The following is a 17,054-nucleotide window of genomic DNA, read 5'->3' as shown; positions in this document are numbered from 1 at the left end:
AAGAGGTCAGTCCCATATGCCCATGTCCATTTTGGCATCTTCGCTCGCATGTATTTTAGGGTCCCAGCGCGGTGTCCAAACCAAATTGATGTGAACGGTTTCAAGACCTTTTGTGGACAATGCTGCACGATGAGCTGCAGCCATGATCTCGGGGGCAGCAGGGCATCCTGGAGAGGTTAGCGTAAGGTCAACTTCAGCGTGAGTACCTTCCTCTTTCTCTTCAAATCGAACATCGTAAACCAAACCAAGTTCAACAATGGATAAATCCAATTCGGGGTCTTCCACTTCATCCAGTTGCTCAATCACTTCTTCTTTGGTCACCATCATTAATCCCCTCTGTTTTGACGTAATTCAGTCATCACTTTATCATACATGTTTCGAAACCCATTGGAACGACTTGGCGTAAGGGTATTGAGAAGGCCCATCTCTTCAGCAAAGCTTGGTGGAATAAGTACGGCCTGAGCGGGTGTGAGACCGTCCAAAGCAATGGTCAGAATGCCCATCAATCCTTGAACCATCCTTGCGTCGGCAGAAGAGAGAAATTGAATGCGACCTTCGGCGATACCGATTCTAACGTGAGCCTCAGATTGGCAGCCCCGAACTCGAGTATCATCAGTCCACTGGTCTTGAGGAAGTTCCACAATTTCGTCAGCGAGTTCAAACAACATTTCAAGGCGTTCTCGTTTATCTTCAATAGCCTGAAACTCTTCAACCAGTTCTTGAAGCGCTTCAGGATACGTCATGCAAACTTCTCCACAATGCTACGTAATTCGTTAACGAAAGCTTCGGCCTCTTCCCGTGTATTGTACACATAAAACGATGCACGAACGGTCCCTGAGATCCCGAGTCGGTGAAGAAGGGGTTGGGCGCAATGATGACCGGTTCGTACTGCAAAACCTCGTGCATCAAGAAGATGAGCCATATCTTCACTGTTGATGGTTGGATGGAGAAAAGACACAACCGCAGCATCTTGTTCTCCATGCCGCCCGTAAACACTCATTCCAAGCCCCCGTAATTGTTCAGCAACCCATGAGGCAATTGCAATCAACCGTGAATGTTCTTTGTCCAAATCAAACGATTCCATCCATTCAAGCGCAGCTGTCCATCCGACCGCTTCTGCGATACGGGGTGTTCCTGCCTCAAATTTGTGTTCATTGGTTTGGTACGTTGAGCCTTCAATGGTCACGGTTTCAATCATGTCACCGCCTCCCATGAAAGGTTCCATTTCATCAAAAGCCGACTGAGTCACCAAAAGTGCACCAATCCCAGTAGGTCCGCACATTTTGTGGGCTGAGAACGCCATGAAGTCCGCCCCAAAAGCTTGGAAATCCACGGTGGAATGGGGGAGTCCCTGAGCAGCATCAATGAGAACACGCGCCCCAACGGCTTGTGATTTCTCAATAATTTCTTCCAGTGGATTTCGAACGCCAAGAACGTTTGAAGTATGAACAACACATACCAATGCAGCCCCGTCCAACGCATGGTCGAAGGCTTCCATATCCAAAGTGAAATCTTGCGCAACTGGAACGTAGCGTAACTCAACCCCTCGTTCCTCAGCAAGCATTTGCCAAGGGACGATATCGGAGTGATGCTCCATTTCCGTGAGTACAATGACGTCCCCAGACGTCAGTTTGGCTCTCCCCCAAGCATGAGCAACCAGGTTGATGGCTTCGGTTGTCCCGCTTGTAAGAATTGCACGGTCTGCGTTATACCGCTGTTTGAGTTTACTGCGGCACGATTCGTACCCTTCGGTTGCTTCTCCTGCAAGGGTATGAACTGCACGGTGAACGTTGGCATTGGATTTGGAATAGTAATCGTTCATTGCATCGAGAACGACCTGAGGTTTTTGTGTCGTTGCGGCGTTGTCAAGATAAATCAACGGGTAGCCGTTGACCTTTCGTTGCAAAATTGGGAACTGATCACGAAGCATGGTTTCACCTCATCAATTCGCACTCTAAGTGTACGGTGAGGCGGGTGCGCATTTCGTCTACCAGGGCCTTTGAATTGAGCGCTGTAAAACCGTCTTGCATGAATCCTTCAATGATGAGTGCCGTTGCCTCTTCAGCACCGATTCCACGGCTCATGAGGTAATGCATCTGTTCAGCGTTAACAGGAGAACTCGCAGCCCCATGGTTGGCTGAGACTTCATCCGCTAAAACTTCCAGTTCAGGGATGGCTTCAGCTCGGGAGCGTTCAGAAAGAAGTAGATTCTTGAATACCTGACCTGCGTCGGAGTGGTTGGCTGCTTCAGCAATGGTCAACAGCCCGGTTGAAATTGAGTGACTTTCATCGTTGCAAGCTGCGTGAATGTGAAGGTCGGAATTGGTATGACCTACGTCGTGGTGAATCTCGATGTGATGGTCAACATGACGCTGGTCGTGACCATGAACGGATATTGCTTGGGTTAAACTGCCTCCGCCGGCGATGAGACGAGTACGAAGATCGTTCTTACAGCGGAATCCTCCAATTGAGAGGGAAGCCATCTCAAGCGTCGCGTCACGTTGAACGGTCCAGTCTTCGCAACGAAGCAGTTTAGAATTTGCTGACAATTCGTTGATGAAACCAATTGCTGCCCGGACATTCGATTGTGCAGTTCCCGTAACATGGAGGCCTGCCCACCCTGCTTCTCCGGAGAGGTGGACGATGACGGTCACATCATGGTTAAAATCAATGTGAAGGTGGCCCACGGAGACATGACCTGAGGCTACTGCATGAAGGTGGACTACTGGGGTTGCTCCGTCGGGGGAAAGAGAGACTCCAGTCCGGCCAAGTTCGCTGAGAAAGACCCGAGCAATATCTCCGTCCGTCATGACCCGAGGCACGCCATCAATGAGAGAACCGCCTTCATCAATGGTCCAACGGAAGGGGACGGCATCAGGTATGGTTTCAACGGTAGAAGGGTGGATCCGTTTCCAGGGAGTGTATCTCCACAAATGGTCAGCCCTTGAGGGAAGTTCCATCTTGGAGTACTTCATCCAATCGAACCCTCCATTTCCAATTCAAGGAGTTTGTTGAGTTCAACAGCATATTCCATCGGCAGCTCTCGTGTGAACGGTTCAAAGAATCCATTGACGATGAGTCCCATGGCCTGCTCTTCCGTAAATCCCCGACTCATCAAGTAGAACAGTTGGTCACCGGATACTTTTGACACGCTTGCTTCATGCTCAAGGTCGGCCGTCGGATTGCCAACTTCCATGGTTGGATAGGTATCGGAACGAGATTCACTGTCCAGCATCAGAGCATCGCACACGATTTTAGAACGGCATCCATCAGATTTTGGCGTGACCTGCAGCATGCCTCGGTACGAGGAACGCCCTCCGTTCTTTGAGATGGATTTTGAGAGAATGTTCGAAGTGGTGTTGGGTGCAAGATGGTGGACCTTGGCCCCAGCATCCTGATGTTGACCCTTGCCAGCATATGCTACAGATATGACCTCGGCGTGAGCGCCTTCGCCTTTCAAAAGAACAGAGGGGTACTTCATCGTCAATTTAGAACCGATGTTTCCGTCAACCCATTCGATGGTTGCTCGCTCGTATGCAACGCCTCGCTTGGTAACAAGATTGAACACGTTAGCAGACCAATTCTGGATGGTTGAATAGCGAATTTTTGCACCCTTCATGGCGATGAGTTCAACAACAGCAGAATGCAATGAATCGGTTGAATACGTCGGAGCAGTACAGCCTTCAACATAGTGAATACTGCTGTCCTCATCGGCGATGATTAGGGTTCGTTCAAACTGCCCCATATTCTTGGCATTGATTCTAAAATATGCTTGAACAGGCATTTCAACATGAATTCCTTTGGGAACGTAGATGAAGGAACCTCCAGACCAAACAGCGGTGTTCAGAGCGGAAAATTTGTTGTCCGTGTGGGGTACTACGGTTCCAAAATATTGTTTGATAATTTCAGGGAATTTCTTCAATCCACTGTCCATGTCAAGGAACAGGACGCCTTGTTCTTCGAGGTCTTCGCGGATGGAATGGTAAACGGCTTCTGATTCATACTGAGCAGTGACTCCACCGAGCCATTTCTGCTCAGCTTCAGGAATCCCCAATCGGTTGAAGGTATTTTTAATGTCTTCAGGGACCTCATCCCAATCGTTCTGAGTTGATTCAGATGAGCGCAGAAAGTACGTGACATTTTCAAAATTAATTTGATTGAGTGAATGGCAGTTGCCCCAATCGGGCATTGGCCGTTCTACAAAGTGCCTGTAGGCCTTCACTCGAATGTCGGTCATCCACTGTGGTTCGTCTTTGAGAGCGGAAATGTCCCTCACGACTTGTTCCGACAGTCCTTTGTCAAATCGGATGGTAGAATGTTCAGGGTCGTGGAATCCAAATTGGTAATCTCCAACTGCGTCGTGTGCTTCATCGCTCATGTTCAGGCCTCCGGTGCGTCATCGATCCAATCGTAACCTTTCTCTTCCAACTCAACAGCCAGTTCAGGACCGCCTGTCAGCAGAATCTGACCGTCGATCATAACGTGGACATAGGTGGGTTTGACATGGTCTAAAAGTCGTTGATAGTGTGTGATAATGAGACAGCCTGCCTGGGGAGCGACTTGGTTGATTCCTTTGGCCACGATGCGAAGTGCGTCAATATCCAAGCCGGAGTCTGTTTCGTCCAAGAGCGCAAGTTTCGGATTCAACATCAGCATTTGGAGAATCTCCAAGCGCTTCTTTTCACCACCACTAAAACCATCGTTGACGTACCTTGAGAGAACGGACTTGTTCATGTCAAGCGTATTCATGGCTTCATTGAGTTCTTTTCTGAATGCTCGCCCTTTGATGGGTTCATCGCGAACCGATTGAACGGACTTTTTCAAGAACGTCCCGACCTGTACTCCAGGGATCACAACAGGGTATTGAAATGACAAAAACATACCAGCCCGTGCCCGTTCAAAGACACTGAGTTCTTCCAAGGGCTGACTCAAGTAGTGAATTGTACCCTCGGTGATTTCGTATGCAGGATGGCCCATGAGGACGCTTGCTAGCGTCGATTTACCAGCGCCATTGCGACCCATGATCACGTGGATTTCCCCCTGGTGAATGGTGAGGCTCAAGCCCTTGATGATCGGGGTTTGGTCGACACTCACATGGAGATTTTCAATACGCAGTATCTCTTCCACTCCAGTCACACCCATTACAACGCTCCCGTCCATCCTTTATGAAGGGATGTTGTGGGTCAGATTCCCAACTCGCACAACCAATTGCATAAAGATGATCGATGGAATCCGATTTGGCTTGGGCCATTATCTGTTTTTGACTCCAGTTCATGATGACTCTTCTTTGGTTTCTTCTTTGTGCTCTAACAGTTTTTTCTCGTACGCTTCCTCACTTAGTCCGTGCCATCCTTTGCACATCCCAGTAGGCGATCGTCCACACCCGCATTTGCTCATGTTCTTCATTCCTCCTTGCCCGTTCCAAAAGCAGCCTGTATTAAGATGGGAAAGTTCCTTTTCAACAACTAAAGTATCGCAGCAGATACCACTTCTCCCACTTGAATCAAAGCGCAATCCATGGAAGCATATGGGTGCTGTAGACGAGAGTTGATAGCCAACCGCTTCCACCTTCACCCATGGAAGACGACTTGGTGGCGAAATATGCTGCTGAGGCAAAAGCGGCAATGGATGCAGAGTCACAACGCCGAATTGCCGAAACAACGAACCCAGAAGAGGAAGAACGACTGCGAAACATGTCCCTCAAAAATCTCACAACGTCCGACCATTTCGTTCCCGCATTGCTCTCACGCTTGGGAGCGGTCAGAGCGGCCCTAGACGGTCACGGTGGAGGCATTGCAGTAACCCGCTGTTCGAGTACGGAAAGCGGCCTTGACATCGTATTGGACCTTACCGGTGCATGCCTCTCTTGCGGAGCTGCACCCGGTACGCTTGAGGGCGTGAAAACAGACCTCGAGAACGATGATGAAATCCACTCGATTCTGTTCTCGTCTGCTCTTCTTGACACGTTTGATGAGCTCGGAAGGGAATTCATTTTGGCCCATGGCAAAGTCGAGTTTGTTGACGCTTAATCAGAATCCACCCCACCCATCCCAGCCGAGGCTTTGATAATTCAAGCCCCGAGGGTCGGACATGGTCGCATGGAAGGAAGGCACTCGCAAAGACCCTAAGCCCTGCCGTGAACAAGACCGTGGGAAATTCGAAGTCACCCAAAGGGATGGCCGCGCCCGCCTGGGACGACTGCACACCGTGCATGGCGTTCTGGATACACCTGCTCTTCTCCCAGTTGTCAATCCAAACATTCGAACCATAGAACCACGGGAAATGTGGGACAGATACGGCATCGGAGCCCTGATCACTAATTCCTACATTATTTGGAAGCATGAGAATCTAAAAACCCAAGCGCAAGAAAACGGCGTCCATGCTCTGTTGGATTTCCCGGGTGTAGTCATGACCGATTCGGGAACATTTCAATCCTACATCTACGGAGATGTTGAGGTCGGGGTTGAAGAGATTGTAACCTTCCAACGCTCTATTGGCGTCGACATCGCCACAATGCTCGATGTATTTTCACGCCCTGACATGACAGAATCCGAAGTAGAAGAAGCGGTGCATGAGACGGTGAAAAGGGCCAAAGCAAGTGTTGAGGCTTCAGGTGACACCATGCTGAACGGCCCGATTCAGGGTGGCGTCTTTCGTAAATTGCGCCAACTTTCCGCACAACTGATGGCTCCACATGACTTCTCAGTCCATCCAATCGGTGGCATCGTTCCTGTGATGGAACAGCAACGGTACAAGGATTATGCAAAAATCATGATGGCCACGTTACCGCATCTGCCCCCGAACCGTCCCATCCACATGTTTGGTTGCGGACATCCCATGCTGTTTCCAATGTCAATTGCACTTGGAGCTGACTTGTTTGATTCAGCAGCCTATGCACTGTTTGCAAGAGATGGTCGACTGCTCACCCCATGGGGGACCGAACGCATTGACGACCTGGTCGATTGGCCCATGCTGATGCCTTGTGTTGCCATGCTGAGTCCAGCAGATGTCCGAGCGATGCCTGCGTTGAAGAAAGAACAATGCCTTGCTCACTATAACCTTGAGGTCACGCTTGCGGAACTTGCCCGATGCAAACAGGCAGTGCGTGACGGCAAGATTTGGCAGCTTGCAGAACAGCGTAGCCATCAACACCCTGCTCTGCGAGAAGCCTTCCTTTGGTTATCAACCCGGCCGGCGCTCAACAGCAACCAACGCCCCGACCTGTTCTACAACGACCGCGATGCTGCAAAGGACCTCCAAACAGACCGAGGAATGTGGGAAGATGCCTGGGACTGGGTCGTTTGGAATCAGCACACACCACGAACCGGCGGCGTCCAATGGTCGGGAGATGATACCTTTGTCCGCCCTCACATTCAGAAAGCGCGTAGAGCAATCCACACGCGATGGACATCGCGAGGTGAAACGAATTGTGCGGTAATTTTTCATGGGATTCGCGGCCCGTTCAGAGACCGACTTATTGACCAATTCATTTGGCTTCAACATCATTTCCCTAACGTACAAACCCTCATGCTAACACCACTGGGCCTGATACCCGTGGCTCTTGAAGATGTCAATCCATTCGCGCACGTCAACGCCCCTGATTGGGTTCTTGACCATCGCCCCGATGATTTGTGGATTCAACGAGAACTCGAACGATTGGGGATGGGGGATGTCCCCTATGCATGCATTGATGCGAAGGGAGATGGAATCAAGGCTCGCATGGAAAGCGCCTTGGATCAATTAAATTTGTCATCAGAACATCTTCATGCTCCGATGAAAAGCGAAGACAGAAAGGAGATTGATGGTGTCCTAAATCAACATCAGGCCATTGAGAAAATGATGGTGATGTTGAACATGGACCGTTTCGGTTCAGAAGCGATTGCAGAAGGCGCAACATTTGTCATCAACCGACAAGGCCGTGTTAAGAACGTCTTGGATTCCTCTGGCGAACACATGCTCAGTCCTCGATTGAGAGACGGTGGACTTTCCCTGGCAAACGCTGGTGCGCTCCATATGTTCGGTAAGCGTACGGAGCCATTGCCCAAAACAATACCAATTTCCGAATGGAACGGAACGTCAGGAAACGGCCCCGCTTGTGTGGTGGTAGCGAGTGATGCTGAACCCTACGTTCGTCAGGGAAGAAATGTATTTCATGGATTTGTAATCGCTTGTGACCGGTGGGTCCTTCCTGGAGAAGCATGCCTCATCCTCAATGAATCAGGAGCGTTGTTGGGTCACGGAATATCTCAATGCAACGCCAATGAACTCGGCGTATTTACCAAAGGAATTGCCGTAAAGACTCGAGGCGGGATACTCGAAGAGGAATAAAGCAACTTGTTCCCATAGAGGCAAAGGCTTCAAGGGTCGCCGTTTATCTCGTATTTTTGTGGCTCCTATGGATGATGACCTTGTCATTCACAGTAAGGGCCTTACCAAATCCTATGGCCCGCATGTGGCTCTGGCCGACCTTAACCTCTCCGTCCCTCGGGGAGCAACCGCTCTTCTTGGACCGAACGGAGCTGGAAAGTCCACTTTTTTGAAAACGATCTTGGGCCTTATCCAAGCCACATCAGGAGAAGCAACCGTCCTTGGGCTCGACATCAAAACTCAAGGAGAAGCCATCCGCTCCCGTATCGGATACATGCCCGAATACGATGCATTGAATCCTGAAATGGATGCAATTCACCAAGTACGATATTCGGGGGAACTTCTCGGCATGAATCCCGTTGTCGCCCTTAATCGCGCCCATGAAGCCCTTCAGTTTGTGGGGATGGGAGAACAACGCTACCGTGAAATCAAAAGCTTCTCAACTGGGATGAAACAAGCCACGAAACTGGCGTGTGCCATTATCCATGACCCGGAATTGATTATTGCTGATGAACCTTCAAACGGCCTTGATGCAAAAACACGGGAATTTATGATTTCAACCCTGAATACGATGGTCAATGAAGGCCAACGCTCGGTCCTTATGGCAAGTCATTTGATGGAAGATGTTGAGCGTGTTTGTGAGAACATCGTGTTACTCCACAAGGGCAAATTGGCTGCACAAGGGAGAATTGAAGACCTTAAAGCGATAGATAGGGAAGTTGAAATCCACGTGTGGGGAGGAGCGACTCGGCTGGAAGAACTGCTAAGAGACCGCGGATTCAGGGTGAGAAGAGAAGGTCGTGTCATGCGTGTTGCGAACACTCAAGAGCGTACAACAACCCATATCCTGCAAGCAGCGAGTGAGGTCGGCGCTCAAATTCGTAGAATGCATGAGTACGAAGCTTCGCTTGAAGACCTCTTTCTGGCCATTATGGAAAATCTTGGATACGATGTGAAATCCAGTGACGACCTTTTGTCCTCTCCGATAGAAGGACGTCGGGTTGACGCACCAGAATCGCTCGGAGGTGGAGCGGCATGAACGACGAGCCTGCCCCCGAAGCGGAAGCCCCCATCACCGGCCCGGGTCGTATGGATGTGGCTTGGGGTTCAAACAGTGGAGATGAAGTTGATGCCACTCAAACCGGCGCTCAAACCGCCCAAGGAGGCGAAATCTTTGAGCAAAAATACACCAGCTGGAACGGAACCTTGAACCCGCGATGGATGAGAAACTGGTCCATCCTAAGGCATCACCTGCTTGGAATCTTCAAGAAAGGGCACCGGCCGTGGTCCATGCCTACACGAATTTTCATTCTCATCGCCTTCATTGGCTCCTTAACGGATGCCGCATTTACACTCCTCGCCAGTCTCGTTGGAAGTGCAGAGTTCCACTCATTGTTCGGTGTGAGCCGGGACAATCTGTACGGACATGTACTGGGATTCTTCCCTAGAAACGTCCTGTTCTATCCGCTGGTTGCAGCACTCCTGGTAGGGAGTGTGATCTCCGAAGACCGACAACACGGTACTTCGGCTTTGTATTTCTCTCGACCTGTTTCGAGGTTTGATTACATCGGAATGAAGTATCTCTCCGTTGCATTGATCCAATCGCTTGTCGTTCTGTTGACCTACATGCTGTATTTTATGGCGGAAATACTGGCATTTGGAAGAGGTTGGGCGTGGATGGTTGATGTCTTCCCAATGTTTCTTTCTGGCTTCATTGCCGGCATCATCCTCATCATCACCTACACGAGTATAGGACTTGCACTCTCCAGCGTATCCCAAGGGAAATTCTTCCCCGGCATTGGGCTCATCGCCATCATCTTCGGCTCCAAAACCCTCGCATCCATCGTGAAGAACCTGTTTGAACGGGAAATTCTGTACCTCCTCTCCCCCTACGATTGCGTAGCCCATGTCGGACAAGCCCTTATTGGTACACAACAAACCTACGACCAGTATCCTTGGACGTATTCCTTGGTGGCTCTTGTTGCAATGAATTCAATCGCCTTGTACATTTTGTCTTCAAGGGTGTCGTCAATGGAGGTGACCCGTGAATGATGCCCGACCCAACACAAGAAGGGAAGGGACAGACCCGAGATTGGAAGCCCGATGTCGACATGCCTGTCGTTTACTTCCAAGGTGTTTCAAAATCCTACGGCCGGATTCATGCCTTGAGCAACATCACTCTTGGACTCAGCGGAGGCGTCACAGGAATCTTAGGGATGAACGGGGCTGGCAAATCAACACTGTTCAAGCTGCTCATGGGGAAATTGAAACCTTCAGCCGGAGAAATACGCCTCTTTGGAACAGACCCGTGGAAAAACCCCGCACCCTACGCAAAAGTAGGATTTGTTCCCGAGCATGAAAAAATGCATGATTGGATGACGGCCCTTGACTTTGTGAGTACCTTTGCACGTCTGCACGGGATGACGCGAGAAAAGGCGAACGCTGAAGCGGCCAGAGTGCTTGACTTCGTCGGATTGTCTGACGTTGCTAACAAACAAATTGGAAAGTTTTCCAAAGGAATGCGGCAACGTGCAAAAATTGCTCATGCATTGGTCAATGACCCACAACTGATCGTATTGGATGAACCACTCCAAGGGTGCGACCCGCTGGCCCGAACGACCGTGATGAACGTGATACGAGAACTTGGGAAAATGGGCCGCACGGTCTTGGTAAGCAGTCATATTCTCAACGAAATTGAGCGAATCACGGAACAAATCATCATCCTTCACCAAGGCAAACTTGTAGCCCTCGGGAACCTTCACGCCATTAGGGAGCGATTGGATGAAATCCCACATACCATTCGAATCGTTGGGAAGGACGCTCGCTCGCTCGCTAAAGATATTCTTGAACATCCCGCAGTGTTTGGATTGAGTTTCCCAAGCGAAACAGAACTTCTCATCCAGACCTATCATTTCGGATCACTCCATTCGGAGCTGCCGGGATTGATTGTGAACAACGGCCATGAAGTGACGCTCATCGACAACCCAGATGACGACCTTGAATCGTTACTTGGCCACCTTACTGGGGGCGGAGCATGAGCGAGAAGCAGACCATTTGGCGAGCCTTGGACCGCAAAGCGATGGCGGTTGCGGAGTTTACCCTACGGCAGCAACGAAAACGTTTGTCAACGTGGGTTGTCATGGGTGTCGGATTCATTGCAATGGCCGTGCTAACGATGTTTTACATCGATTCAATGCTCAGGGAATACGATGCTATCGATAACGATGGTGATTCAAGAGATTTTGACATGGATGGATATCCCAACGGGCAAGAGAACCTCTATGGAACCGATATCCTCGATTCCGAATCGCACCCAGGGCTACTCGACCCGCCCGTGGCCCCCGATGACCCTTCTAAGTGGATCAATGAAGACGGTTTTGATATTGACTCACTGGCGGAAGGGAGTTATGGTTACGACGATGATGGAGATTGTAGAACCGAAGAAAAAACTGCCTCACAACAGGATACGAACAACAACAATATCGCTTGTGACGTTCAAATTTCTGCCGAAGTCTACTCCAATGAAGCCATTATCAACAGCGACAATGATGTAGATGAAGACCCAGATGAAGATGCATACGCTAAGGAATCCATCCATCGTGCGTTTGTTTTAGCACTGGGCAAATTTGGATTTGTGTTCCTGATTGGAATCTTTGTCCCGTTGTTTATGGCGACTGGACTTATTCGGGACGAGATGTCTTCGGGGACCATGCATTACATGCTCTCCAAACCAATTGCAAGGTCTGAGGTATTCCTCTACCGAATCATGGGATTCCTTGGTCTCGCTTGGCCTTACATGACGGGCATGGTCGTTCTGGCTGCATTGGTTACTGGGTTCTTCGGACCAAGTGAGGGCTTTTTCAGATTCAGTGACCTTGGAGTCTGGATGGCGGTGCTTCTTGCATCGCTTCTCTCCATGCTCGTTTACGCCATGCTGTTTTGTTTGCTCGGCGTTCTCTGGAAGCACGGCATCATCCTGGCACTGCCGTTTGCTGCATGGGAACTCGGCATGATTCTCACGACCTTGGGGGCACCAGATGCAGCCATACTACGGTTTTCAGTCATTGGATGGGCGATGAATATTGTTGATGCGGGGGCTGCTCTCACATGGACGGACACCTCCCTCTTGATCGCCCTCGGGCTCTGGGCTGGCGGCAACACAGGAGGCTCCTACGAGAGTTCTGAGCCGCTGACTGGCTCGCTCGCTTTGGAAATATTCGCCTCCGATTCGGGATTGGGAATGACTCCTTTGGTCACGATTGTCGTTTCTGTATGCGTCATGCTTTTCCAAGCCGCAACGTTCTGGTTTGTCGGTGGAGCATTGTTCAAATCCAAAGAAATCGATTGAGGTGAGGAAATGGATTCAAAGCCGCCTGAACCCCCAGTCTTTGATGGAGATTTCTCAACGATGTGGGCCCTTGGCCAACGAAAACCCTTGTGGCACCTCACATGGGATTGGTGGTGGTGGCTGGTAATGTTGGACGACCCGAATGGAAATCCAAGCGGACGCCAACTGATGGTACTGTGGTCAACGAAAGACAATGACTTGGTCGATGTCAACGGGCAAGACTGGACGCCGAAAGGACGGCCTGGATTTGATGAACATGAGGGGATGGCCATTGACGGCATGGTGTGCGCATGGTGGTTTGATGGAGCCAGAATGCATGAACCCTACATCAAACGTATTTGCAGAATGATCGCAATGAACGACACACATCCTGCTTGGCCAGGGAAGGGGCTCGGAAACGGTGGCGGAGCAGTTGTACCGCTGCTAACAGAGGATTTGTCGATGGGCCTTACCAGTGACATGACCAACTTTTGGTTGGAATTGAAAGGCGATGAGGAGGCGGTCAACAGCGGTGCTCCAAAAGATATGTCGCTTCAATTTACACCGTGGAATCCGGCGATGTCGGTCGCTCGACCGTCAACCGCAACGTACGCCGCCAATATGGGCTATGACATTTTACGAGTTCATGGGACAAAGGTCAAAGGAACAATCGCCGGAGAAGAGGTCCAAGGAAGCGCATACTTCCAAAAGGTGTGCGTACAAGCTCCATCGCCTCCGTGGTATTGGGGTGTATTGCACTTTGAAGACGGCTCATATCTGGATTGGTTTTTGCCCCATTTAGCGCCGACCATCACCGCTCGAAACCCAAGACCATGGAAACGCCGAGACATCCAACACATCGGACTCTCACAAGGTGGATTGTTCCATGATGCCCAACATCAGCGAACCGAACGTTTTGCGAGGGTCGAGGTCATCAAAACCGTTTCACATCGTGTCGAAGGACCACATGGACAAAGCCCAGGATCCCCTCTACCCGAATTTTCTGTTCGGATGTGGAATGGGCGAACGACGGTCCAATTCAAGGTTGAAGCAGTTGACCGAGCACACTGGCATTTTGACCAACCCACGCGAGGCGGGCTCTGGTCACACCTCACCTACAATGAATATCCACTTGAACTAAAGAAATTGGAAATCCATGACGAATTCGGCCAGCGCACTCGGAAAAGTTACGGTTGGGCAAGAGGAAACGCTGAACACTCATGGGGCTTCCTTCACTGAATTTTAAGGGTCAAACGGGGTAAGGTATTTGTCATAAGTGATTCTAACCTAGCATAGAGGCCTTGACATGTCCGCAGATTCACCGGCACCCGAAACAGACGAAAAGACCGAAGCAACGACCCTCGAATCTTCCGAAAGCGCCCGTATTGATGCGCAAAATAAGAAATACAGATTGATATCTGGCGAATCGGTTCTGGAAAACGGTGAAGCGCGACCAAGTACGCTTGCATTCTTGGGAATGTACTTGATTGGACTGCTGGTTTTCGGGGTCCACCTTCTGTTCACCAACCCGCCTGAAGCCAGCGGTGATGCATCGTTTGGTCTCAAACTTTTGAGTACCATCCTCGATCTTTCATCCGGTGAAGACCTTCCAATCGGTTTCGTCGTCGTCATGGGTGGAATCACTTGGATCAACCGAATGCTCAATGTCTCAACCTCTGGTCGGTGGACAACGATGGCTCTTCTCGTCATTACACTCGCCCCAGTTATCGTTCAAATTGACCAACTTGTAGCCACGATTGCAAACATATTCCTGGCGGAAAACATGGAACCTTTCATCCCTATTGATTACAGTTACTTTTGGTTTGGGATTGTCTTCACATTAGGATTCTGGGGGGCGACTTGGTTTTACCAACGCAGTTTTTCTTACGCAGTCACGTCAAATGCAGTCATCTTCCAACACTCGTTTATGCTCTCACGCTCCCACCGACGCATTCTCTTTGACCGCATTTCAGAAGTCATGGTCGAGCGTACCCCTATGGGAACCCTGCTTGGATATGCGACAGTGACCATCATGACCGATTCCGGAATTGGACTTGTGGATGAGTCGGTCGGCATCAGCGCAGGCTCATCGGGTGGTGGGTCATCGGAGAACTCCGGAGATTCAACCGCAAGCAAGGTTCGAAAAGGTTTCTTCAAGTCCTTTTTCGCCTTCCTCAGTTACCAACGTACCTCTCGCCGTGTTGACCCGGACCCAAAGCACTGCTTCTACAAAATTCGCAAGTGGGAAAATGTGAAACTGATGCTTAATGAGATGCACAAGAAGCATTCCTCGTCGAATCTGCTTGAAGACCTCAAGACCGCTATCTCAAAAGAAGATGCTTGAATGCTTCAAGCGAGGCTTGAAAAGTACTGTGCCCTACGCAGGGATACGAGATGGTAACGATGTCAGAAGAATTACTCCAAGGCCCCATTGAAATGTTCAGCAACGGTGACCTTGACGGTGCACTTGCAGACCTTGAAGGGAAAATCAAAGACCATGCAGACGTTCCTGAACTCCACCACATGTGGGCAGAGTTTGCAAACATGAAAAATACTGAAGCCCAAGACGATGTCATCGCTGGCCGAAAAATCATGAAAGCCTACAAAACCGCAATGGAACTCGATGAAGAAAACATGGAGTACATCGCTGATTTCGCATCCTTTGCCCTTGAATGCCGCCGAATCCCGGTTGCTGTGAAGGAATTCCAACGCTATGCACGGCGCCTTGAACTGGAAGACATTCCGGTTGACGAAATCCTTTTCACCGCCAGCCGTAATCTTGTAGACGCCATTGAAGTCATGGACCCGTCCCGCAAAAATGCAATGGTCCAACCCTGGCTCAAGCAGGCCCTCCAATGGGCAGTTGGGGCTCTTGGCTACTCGGTAGAGGAAGCCATTGAAACCCTCGGCTCCGAAGAATGAGGTGCGAAGGGTGACCTCCACGGTTCGCCTTTTCTTTCGCATCGGTTATCTGGGAGACGCCTTCCACGGCAGCCAAATTCAACCCGATGTTCGCACGGTCCAAGGCGAACTCATCAACGTTTTCCGTTCGCTTAAATGGCTTGACAAGGATAACGAAGATCATCTTCTCGTACTGTCAAGTCGCACGGATGCAGGCGTTCACGTTCGTGTAAACGGTGGCATTGTGACACTTGAACGGGAACTTTGGAACGCCCTTACCCCGAAAAAAATGATCCGAGCCATTGATGATCGTTTGGACAAAAACATCGCATTTCTTACCGTAGAAGAAGTCGAGGAAGACTGGAACCCACGAATGGCCGCATTTCGAGTCTACAGGTATCGTTTAGAAGGGATGGAGTTTTGGAGGGCTCCCGATGTTGAAGAGTTCACAAGCTGGCTTCAATGCTTTGTTGGAACTTACGATGCACGCAACTTTGCTCGCTTGGAAGAAGGAAAGAATCCGATGCGAACCATCCTCAAGGCTGAACCTTGGATGGAAGACGGTCGATTGATCGGCTTCGAGTTGACCGGAGTGGCCTTTTTGTGGAATCAGGTGAGGAGGACAGCAAACGCCCTCTTCCGTTTGGCCATCGGCGAATTGGCCCTCGAAGAAATTGTGGAAGCCATAAAAGAACCGATGAAGCCGGTAGATTTTGGCGTTGCCCCGCCGGAATGGCTTGTTTTGTGGGGTGTCTCATGGGATGAATTCCCGCTACCCGAGTCAAGTCATAGAACCTCACTTTCCCCACCGCCAACGGGACGAACGGCTGAGCGGACCCGGCGCTCTCGATGGCAACGTGCTGCACAACACGAAGTCAAAACCATGCTTTACAGCGAATGGGCTACGATTGGAACCCTACCGTTGAGTTATCACAACTCAGGGGAGTGAAAGCGTTACTTCATCGCCATCGCGTAGGTCAAAATGTTCTCTAAGAAAGGCTGAAGAAATCACTTCGATAACATCAACGTGGCGGGTTAAGTCAGGAATGAGCAGGGCGCATTTCATTGAAACATCGTTGCTTGTGATGGTGGCTTCAAACGCTGAGGCTCCTCCAAACGATACACCGTCTCGCAGAAAACCGCGAACCCGTATCAGTTCGTAGGCGGAGACGTCATGATGTTGTGCATCTTCCCTGGATTGTTTTGGAGCGTCAAGTGTATCAATTCCGGCTCGTTGGCGCAGAGCGATGTATTGGCTCAAGATGCTCGGCTCGATGTGGACATTGAGTGTGCCCGGCCAAGCAGTCTGACCTAGAATCTCACGGAACTGTTCCTGATAGTGGGGCTGCGCCATGAAAACATGTGCTCTGCCTAGCCCGCTACTCACGATCCCGACCAGTTCCATGGTACCCCCGACAGATTTCCCCTTTTTGAGCATGCGTTCTCATCCACCTCGGGA

At 50.3% G+C, this 17,054-nt stretch carries 17 protein-coding genes; 10 read left to right on the top strand and 7 right to left on the bottom strand.

Annotated elements, in window-relative coordinates; genetic code table 11:
* Positions 1 to 6: 6 nt before the first annotated feature.
* From AAA857_RS06415 to sufC, 6 genes are read right to left on the bottom strand one after another with little or no spacing between them, the layout of a single operon-like run.
* Positions 7 to 324 carry a metal-sulfur cluster assembly factor gene (locus AAA857_RS06415; protein WP_338174131.1) on the bottom strand — a complete coding sequence of 106 codons (318 nt, stop codon included), beginning with the start codon at positions 322 to 324 and terminating at the stop codon, positions 7 to 9.
* Positions 325 to 326: 2 nt separating this feature from the next.
* Positions 327 to 743 carry a SufE family protein gene (locus AAA857_RS06410; protein WP_338174130.1) on the bottom strand — a complete coding sequence of 139 codons (417 nt, stop codon included), beginning with the start codon at positions 741 to 743 and terminating at the stop codon, positions 327 to 329.
* Positions 740 to 1,930 (bottom strand): SufS family cysteine desulfurase, encoded by a 1,191-nt coding sequence (locus tag AAA857_RS06405; protein WP_338174129.1) that lies wholly within the window; start codon positions 1,928 to 1,930, stop codon positions 740 to 742. The genes AAA857_RS06410 and AAA857_RS06405 overlap by 4 nt, the downstream gene beginning before the upstream one ends.
* A 4-nt stretch (positions 1,931 to 1,934) precedes the next feature.
* On the bottom strand, positions 1,935 to 2,960 hold the full coding sequence (locus AAA857_RS06400; protein WP_338174128.1) for a SufD family Fe-S cluster assembly protein: 1,026 nt from the start codon (positions 2,958 to 2,960) through the stop codon (positions 1,935 to 1,937).
* Positions 2,961 to 2,971: 11 nt separating this feature from the next.
* Positions 2,972 to 4,378 (bottom strand): Fe-S cluster assembly protein SufB, encoded by a 1,407-nt coding sequence (sufB, locus tag AAA857_RS06395; RefSeq protein WP_338174127.1) that lies wholly within the window; start codon positions 4,376 to 4,378, stop codon positions 2,972 to 2,974.
* 2 nt (positions 4,379 to 4,380) lie between these two features.
* A complete protein-coding gene (gene sufC / locus AAA857_RS06390; RefSeq protein WP_338174126.1) occupies positions 4,381 to 5,142 on the bottom strand; it encodes a Fe-S cluster assembly ATPase SufC in 762 nt (253 codons plus the stop codon).
* A gap of 434 nt (positions 5,143 to 5,576) precedes the next feature.
* Between sufC and AAA857_RS06385 the strand changes: the two genes are divergently transcribed.
* The 10 genes from AAA857_RS06385 (at position 5,577) to AAA857_RS06340 (ending at position 16,544) form a co-directional block, all read left to right on the top strand.
* Positions 5,577 to 6,029, top strand: coding sequence for a hypothetical protein (locus AAA857_RS06385; RefSeq protein WP_338174124.1), 453 nt, complete (start codon positions 5,577 to 5,579; stop codon positions 6,027 to 6,029).
* Positions 6,030 to 6,090: 61 nt separating this feature from the next.
* Positions 6,091 to 8,328, top strand: a complete 2,238-nt coding sequence (gene tgtA, locus AAA857_RS06380; protein WP_338174123.1) for a tRNA guanosine(15) transglycosylase TgtA — start codon at positions 6,091 to 6,093, stop codon at positions 8,326 to 8,328.
* Between the two features lie 67 nt (positions 8,329 to 8,395).
* A complete protein-coding gene (locus tag AAA857_RS06375) occupies positions 8,396 to 9,406 on the top strand; it encodes an ABC transporter ATP-binding protein (protein WP_338174122.1) in 1,011 nt (336 codons plus the stop codon).
* Entirely contained in the window at positions 9,403 to 10,419 is a 1,017-nt protein-coding gene (locus tag AAA857_RS06370; RefSeq protein ID WP_338174121.1) for an ABC transporter permease subunit, read from the top strand. Before AAA857_RS06375 ends, AAA857_RS06370 begins: the two co-directional genes overlap by 4 nt.
* Entirely contained in the window at positions 10,416 to 11,405 is a 990-nt protein-coding gene (locus tag AAA857_RS06365) for an ABC transporter ATP-binding protein (RefSeq protein WP_338174120.1), read from the top strand. Before AAA857_RS06370 ends, AAA857_RS06365 begins: the two co-directional genes overlap by 4 nt.
* On the top strand, positions 11,402 to 12,715 hold the full coding sequence (locus AAA857_RS06360) for an ABC transporter permease (RefSeq protein WP_338174119.1): 1,314 nt from the start codon (positions 11,402 to 11,404) through the stop codon (positions 12,713 to 12,715). The genes AAA857_RS06365 and AAA857_RS06360 overlap by 4 nt, the downstream gene beginning before the upstream one ends.
* Positions 12,716 to 12,724: 9 nt before the next feature.
* Positions 12,725 to 13,933, top strand: coding sequence for a hypothetical protein (locus AAA857_RS06355; RefSeq protein ID WP_338174118.1), 1,209 nt, complete (start codon positions 12,725 to 12,727; stop codon positions 13,931 to 13,933).
* Between the two features lie 67 nt (positions 13,934 to 14,000).
* Positions 14,001 to 15,038 carry a PH domain-containing protein gene (locus tag AAA857_RS06350; protein ID WP_338174117.1) on the top strand — a complete coding sequence of 346 codons (1,038 nt, stop codon included), beginning with the start codon at positions 14,001 to 14,003 and terminating at the stop codon, positions 15,036 to 15,038.
* A gap of 59 nt (positions 15,039 to 15,097) precedes the next feature.
* On the top strand, positions 15,098 to 15,616 hold the full coding sequence (locus AAA857_RS06345; protein ID WP_338172371.1) for a hypothetical protein: 519 nt from the start codon (positions 15,098 to 15,100) through the stop codon (positions 15,614 to 15,616).
* 10 nt (positions 15,617 to 15,626) lie between these two features.
* Positions 15,627 to 16,544 carry a hypothetical protein gene (locus AAA857_RS06340; RefSeq protein ID WP_338174116.1) on the top strand — a complete coding sequence of 306 codons (918 nt, stop codon included), beginning with the start codon at positions 15,627 to 15,629 and terminating at the stop codon, positions 16,542 to 16,544.
* Here the strand turns inward: AAA857_RS06340 and AAA857_RS06335 are convergent.
* Positions 16,533 to 17,000, bottom strand: coding sequence for a DUF120 domain-containing protein (locus tag AAA857_RS06335; protein WP_338174115.1), 468 nt, complete (start codon positions 16,998 to 17,000; stop codon positions 16,533 to 16,535). The genes AAA857_RS06340 and AAA857_RS06335 overlap by 12 nt on opposite strands.
* Between the last annotated feature and the right edge of the window lie 54 nt (positions 17,001 to 17,054).

This window comes from Candidatus Poseidonia alphae, assembly GCF_943787815.1.
In the GTDB taxonomy this organism is placed as follows: Archaea; Thermoplasmatota; Poseidoniia; order Poseidoniales; family Poseidoniaceae; genus Poseidonia; species Poseidonia alphae.
The sequence above is the reverse complement of the archived record's forward strand: the minus strand, read 5'-3'. Positions and strand labels throughout refer to the sequence as shown.

Excerpts from the sequence above, each read along its gene's own strand:
- AAA857_RS06410 (WP_338174130.1), bottom strand. The coding sequence starts at position 743 with ATGACGTATCCTGAAGCGCTTCAAGAACTGGTTGAAGAGTTTCAGGCT.
- AAA857_RS06375 (WP_338174122.1), top strand. The coding sequence starts at position 8,396 with ATGGATGATGACCTTGTCATTCACAGTAAGGGCCTTACCAAATCCTAT.
- AAA857_RS06345 (WP_338172371.1), top strand. The coding sequence starts at position 15,098 with ATGTCAGAAGAATTACTCCAAGGCCCCATTGAAATGTTCAGCAACGGT.
- tgtA (WP_338174123.1), top strand. The coding sequence starts at position 6,091 with ATGGTCGCATGGAAGGAAGGCACTCGCAAAGACCCTAAGCCCTGCCGT.
- AAA857_RS06335 (WP_338174115.1), bottom strand. The coding sequence starts at position 17,000 with ATGGAACTGGTCGGGATCGTGAGTAGCGGGCTAGGCAGAGCACATGTT.
- AAA857_RS06350 (WP_338174117.1), top strand. The coding sequence starts at position 14,001 with ATGTCCGCAGATTCACCGGCACCCGAAACAGACGAAAAGACCGAAGCA.
- AAA857_RS06400 (WP_338174128.1), bottom strand. The coding sequence starts at position 2,960 with ATGGAACTTCCCTCAAGGGCTGACCATTTGTGGAGATACACTCCCTGG.
- sufC (WP_338174126.1), bottom strand. The coding sequence starts at position 5,142 with ATGGGTGTGACTGGAGTGGAAGAGATACTGCGTATTGAAAATCTCCAT.
- AAA857_RS06355 (WP_338174118.1), top strand. The coding sequence starts at position 12,725 with ATGGATTCAAAGCCGCCTGAACCCCCAGTCTTTGATGGAGATTTCTCA.
- AAA857_RS06365 (WP_338174120.1), top strand. The coding sequence starts at position 10,416 with ATGATGCCCGACCCAACACAAGAAGGGAAGGGACAGACCCGAGATTGG.
- AAA857_RS06385 (WP_338174124.1), top strand. The coding sequence starts at position 5,577 with ATGGAAGACGACTTGGTGGCGAAATATGCTGCTGAGGCAAAAGCGGCA.
- sufB (WP_338174127.1), bottom strand. The coding sequence starts at position 4,378 with ATGAGCGATGAAGCACACGACGCAGTTGGAGATTACCAATTTGGATTC.
- AAA857_RS06415 (WP_338174131.1), bottom strand. The coding sequence starts at position 324 with ATGGTGACCAAAGAAGAAGTGATTGAGCAACTGGATGAAGTGGAAGAC.
- AAA857_RS06360 (WP_338174119.1), top strand. The coding sequence starts at position 11,402 with ATGAGCGAGAAGCAGACCATTTGGCGAGCCTTGGACCGCAAAGCGATG.
- AAA857_RS06405 (WP_338174129.1), bottom strand. The coding sequence starts at position 1,930 with ATGCTTCGTGATCAGTTCCCAATTTTGCAACGAAAGGTCAACGGCTAC.
- AAA857_RS06370 (WP_338174121.1), top strand. The coding sequence starts at position 9,403 with ATGAACGACGAGCCTGCCCCCGAAGCGGAAGCCCCCATCACCGGCCCG.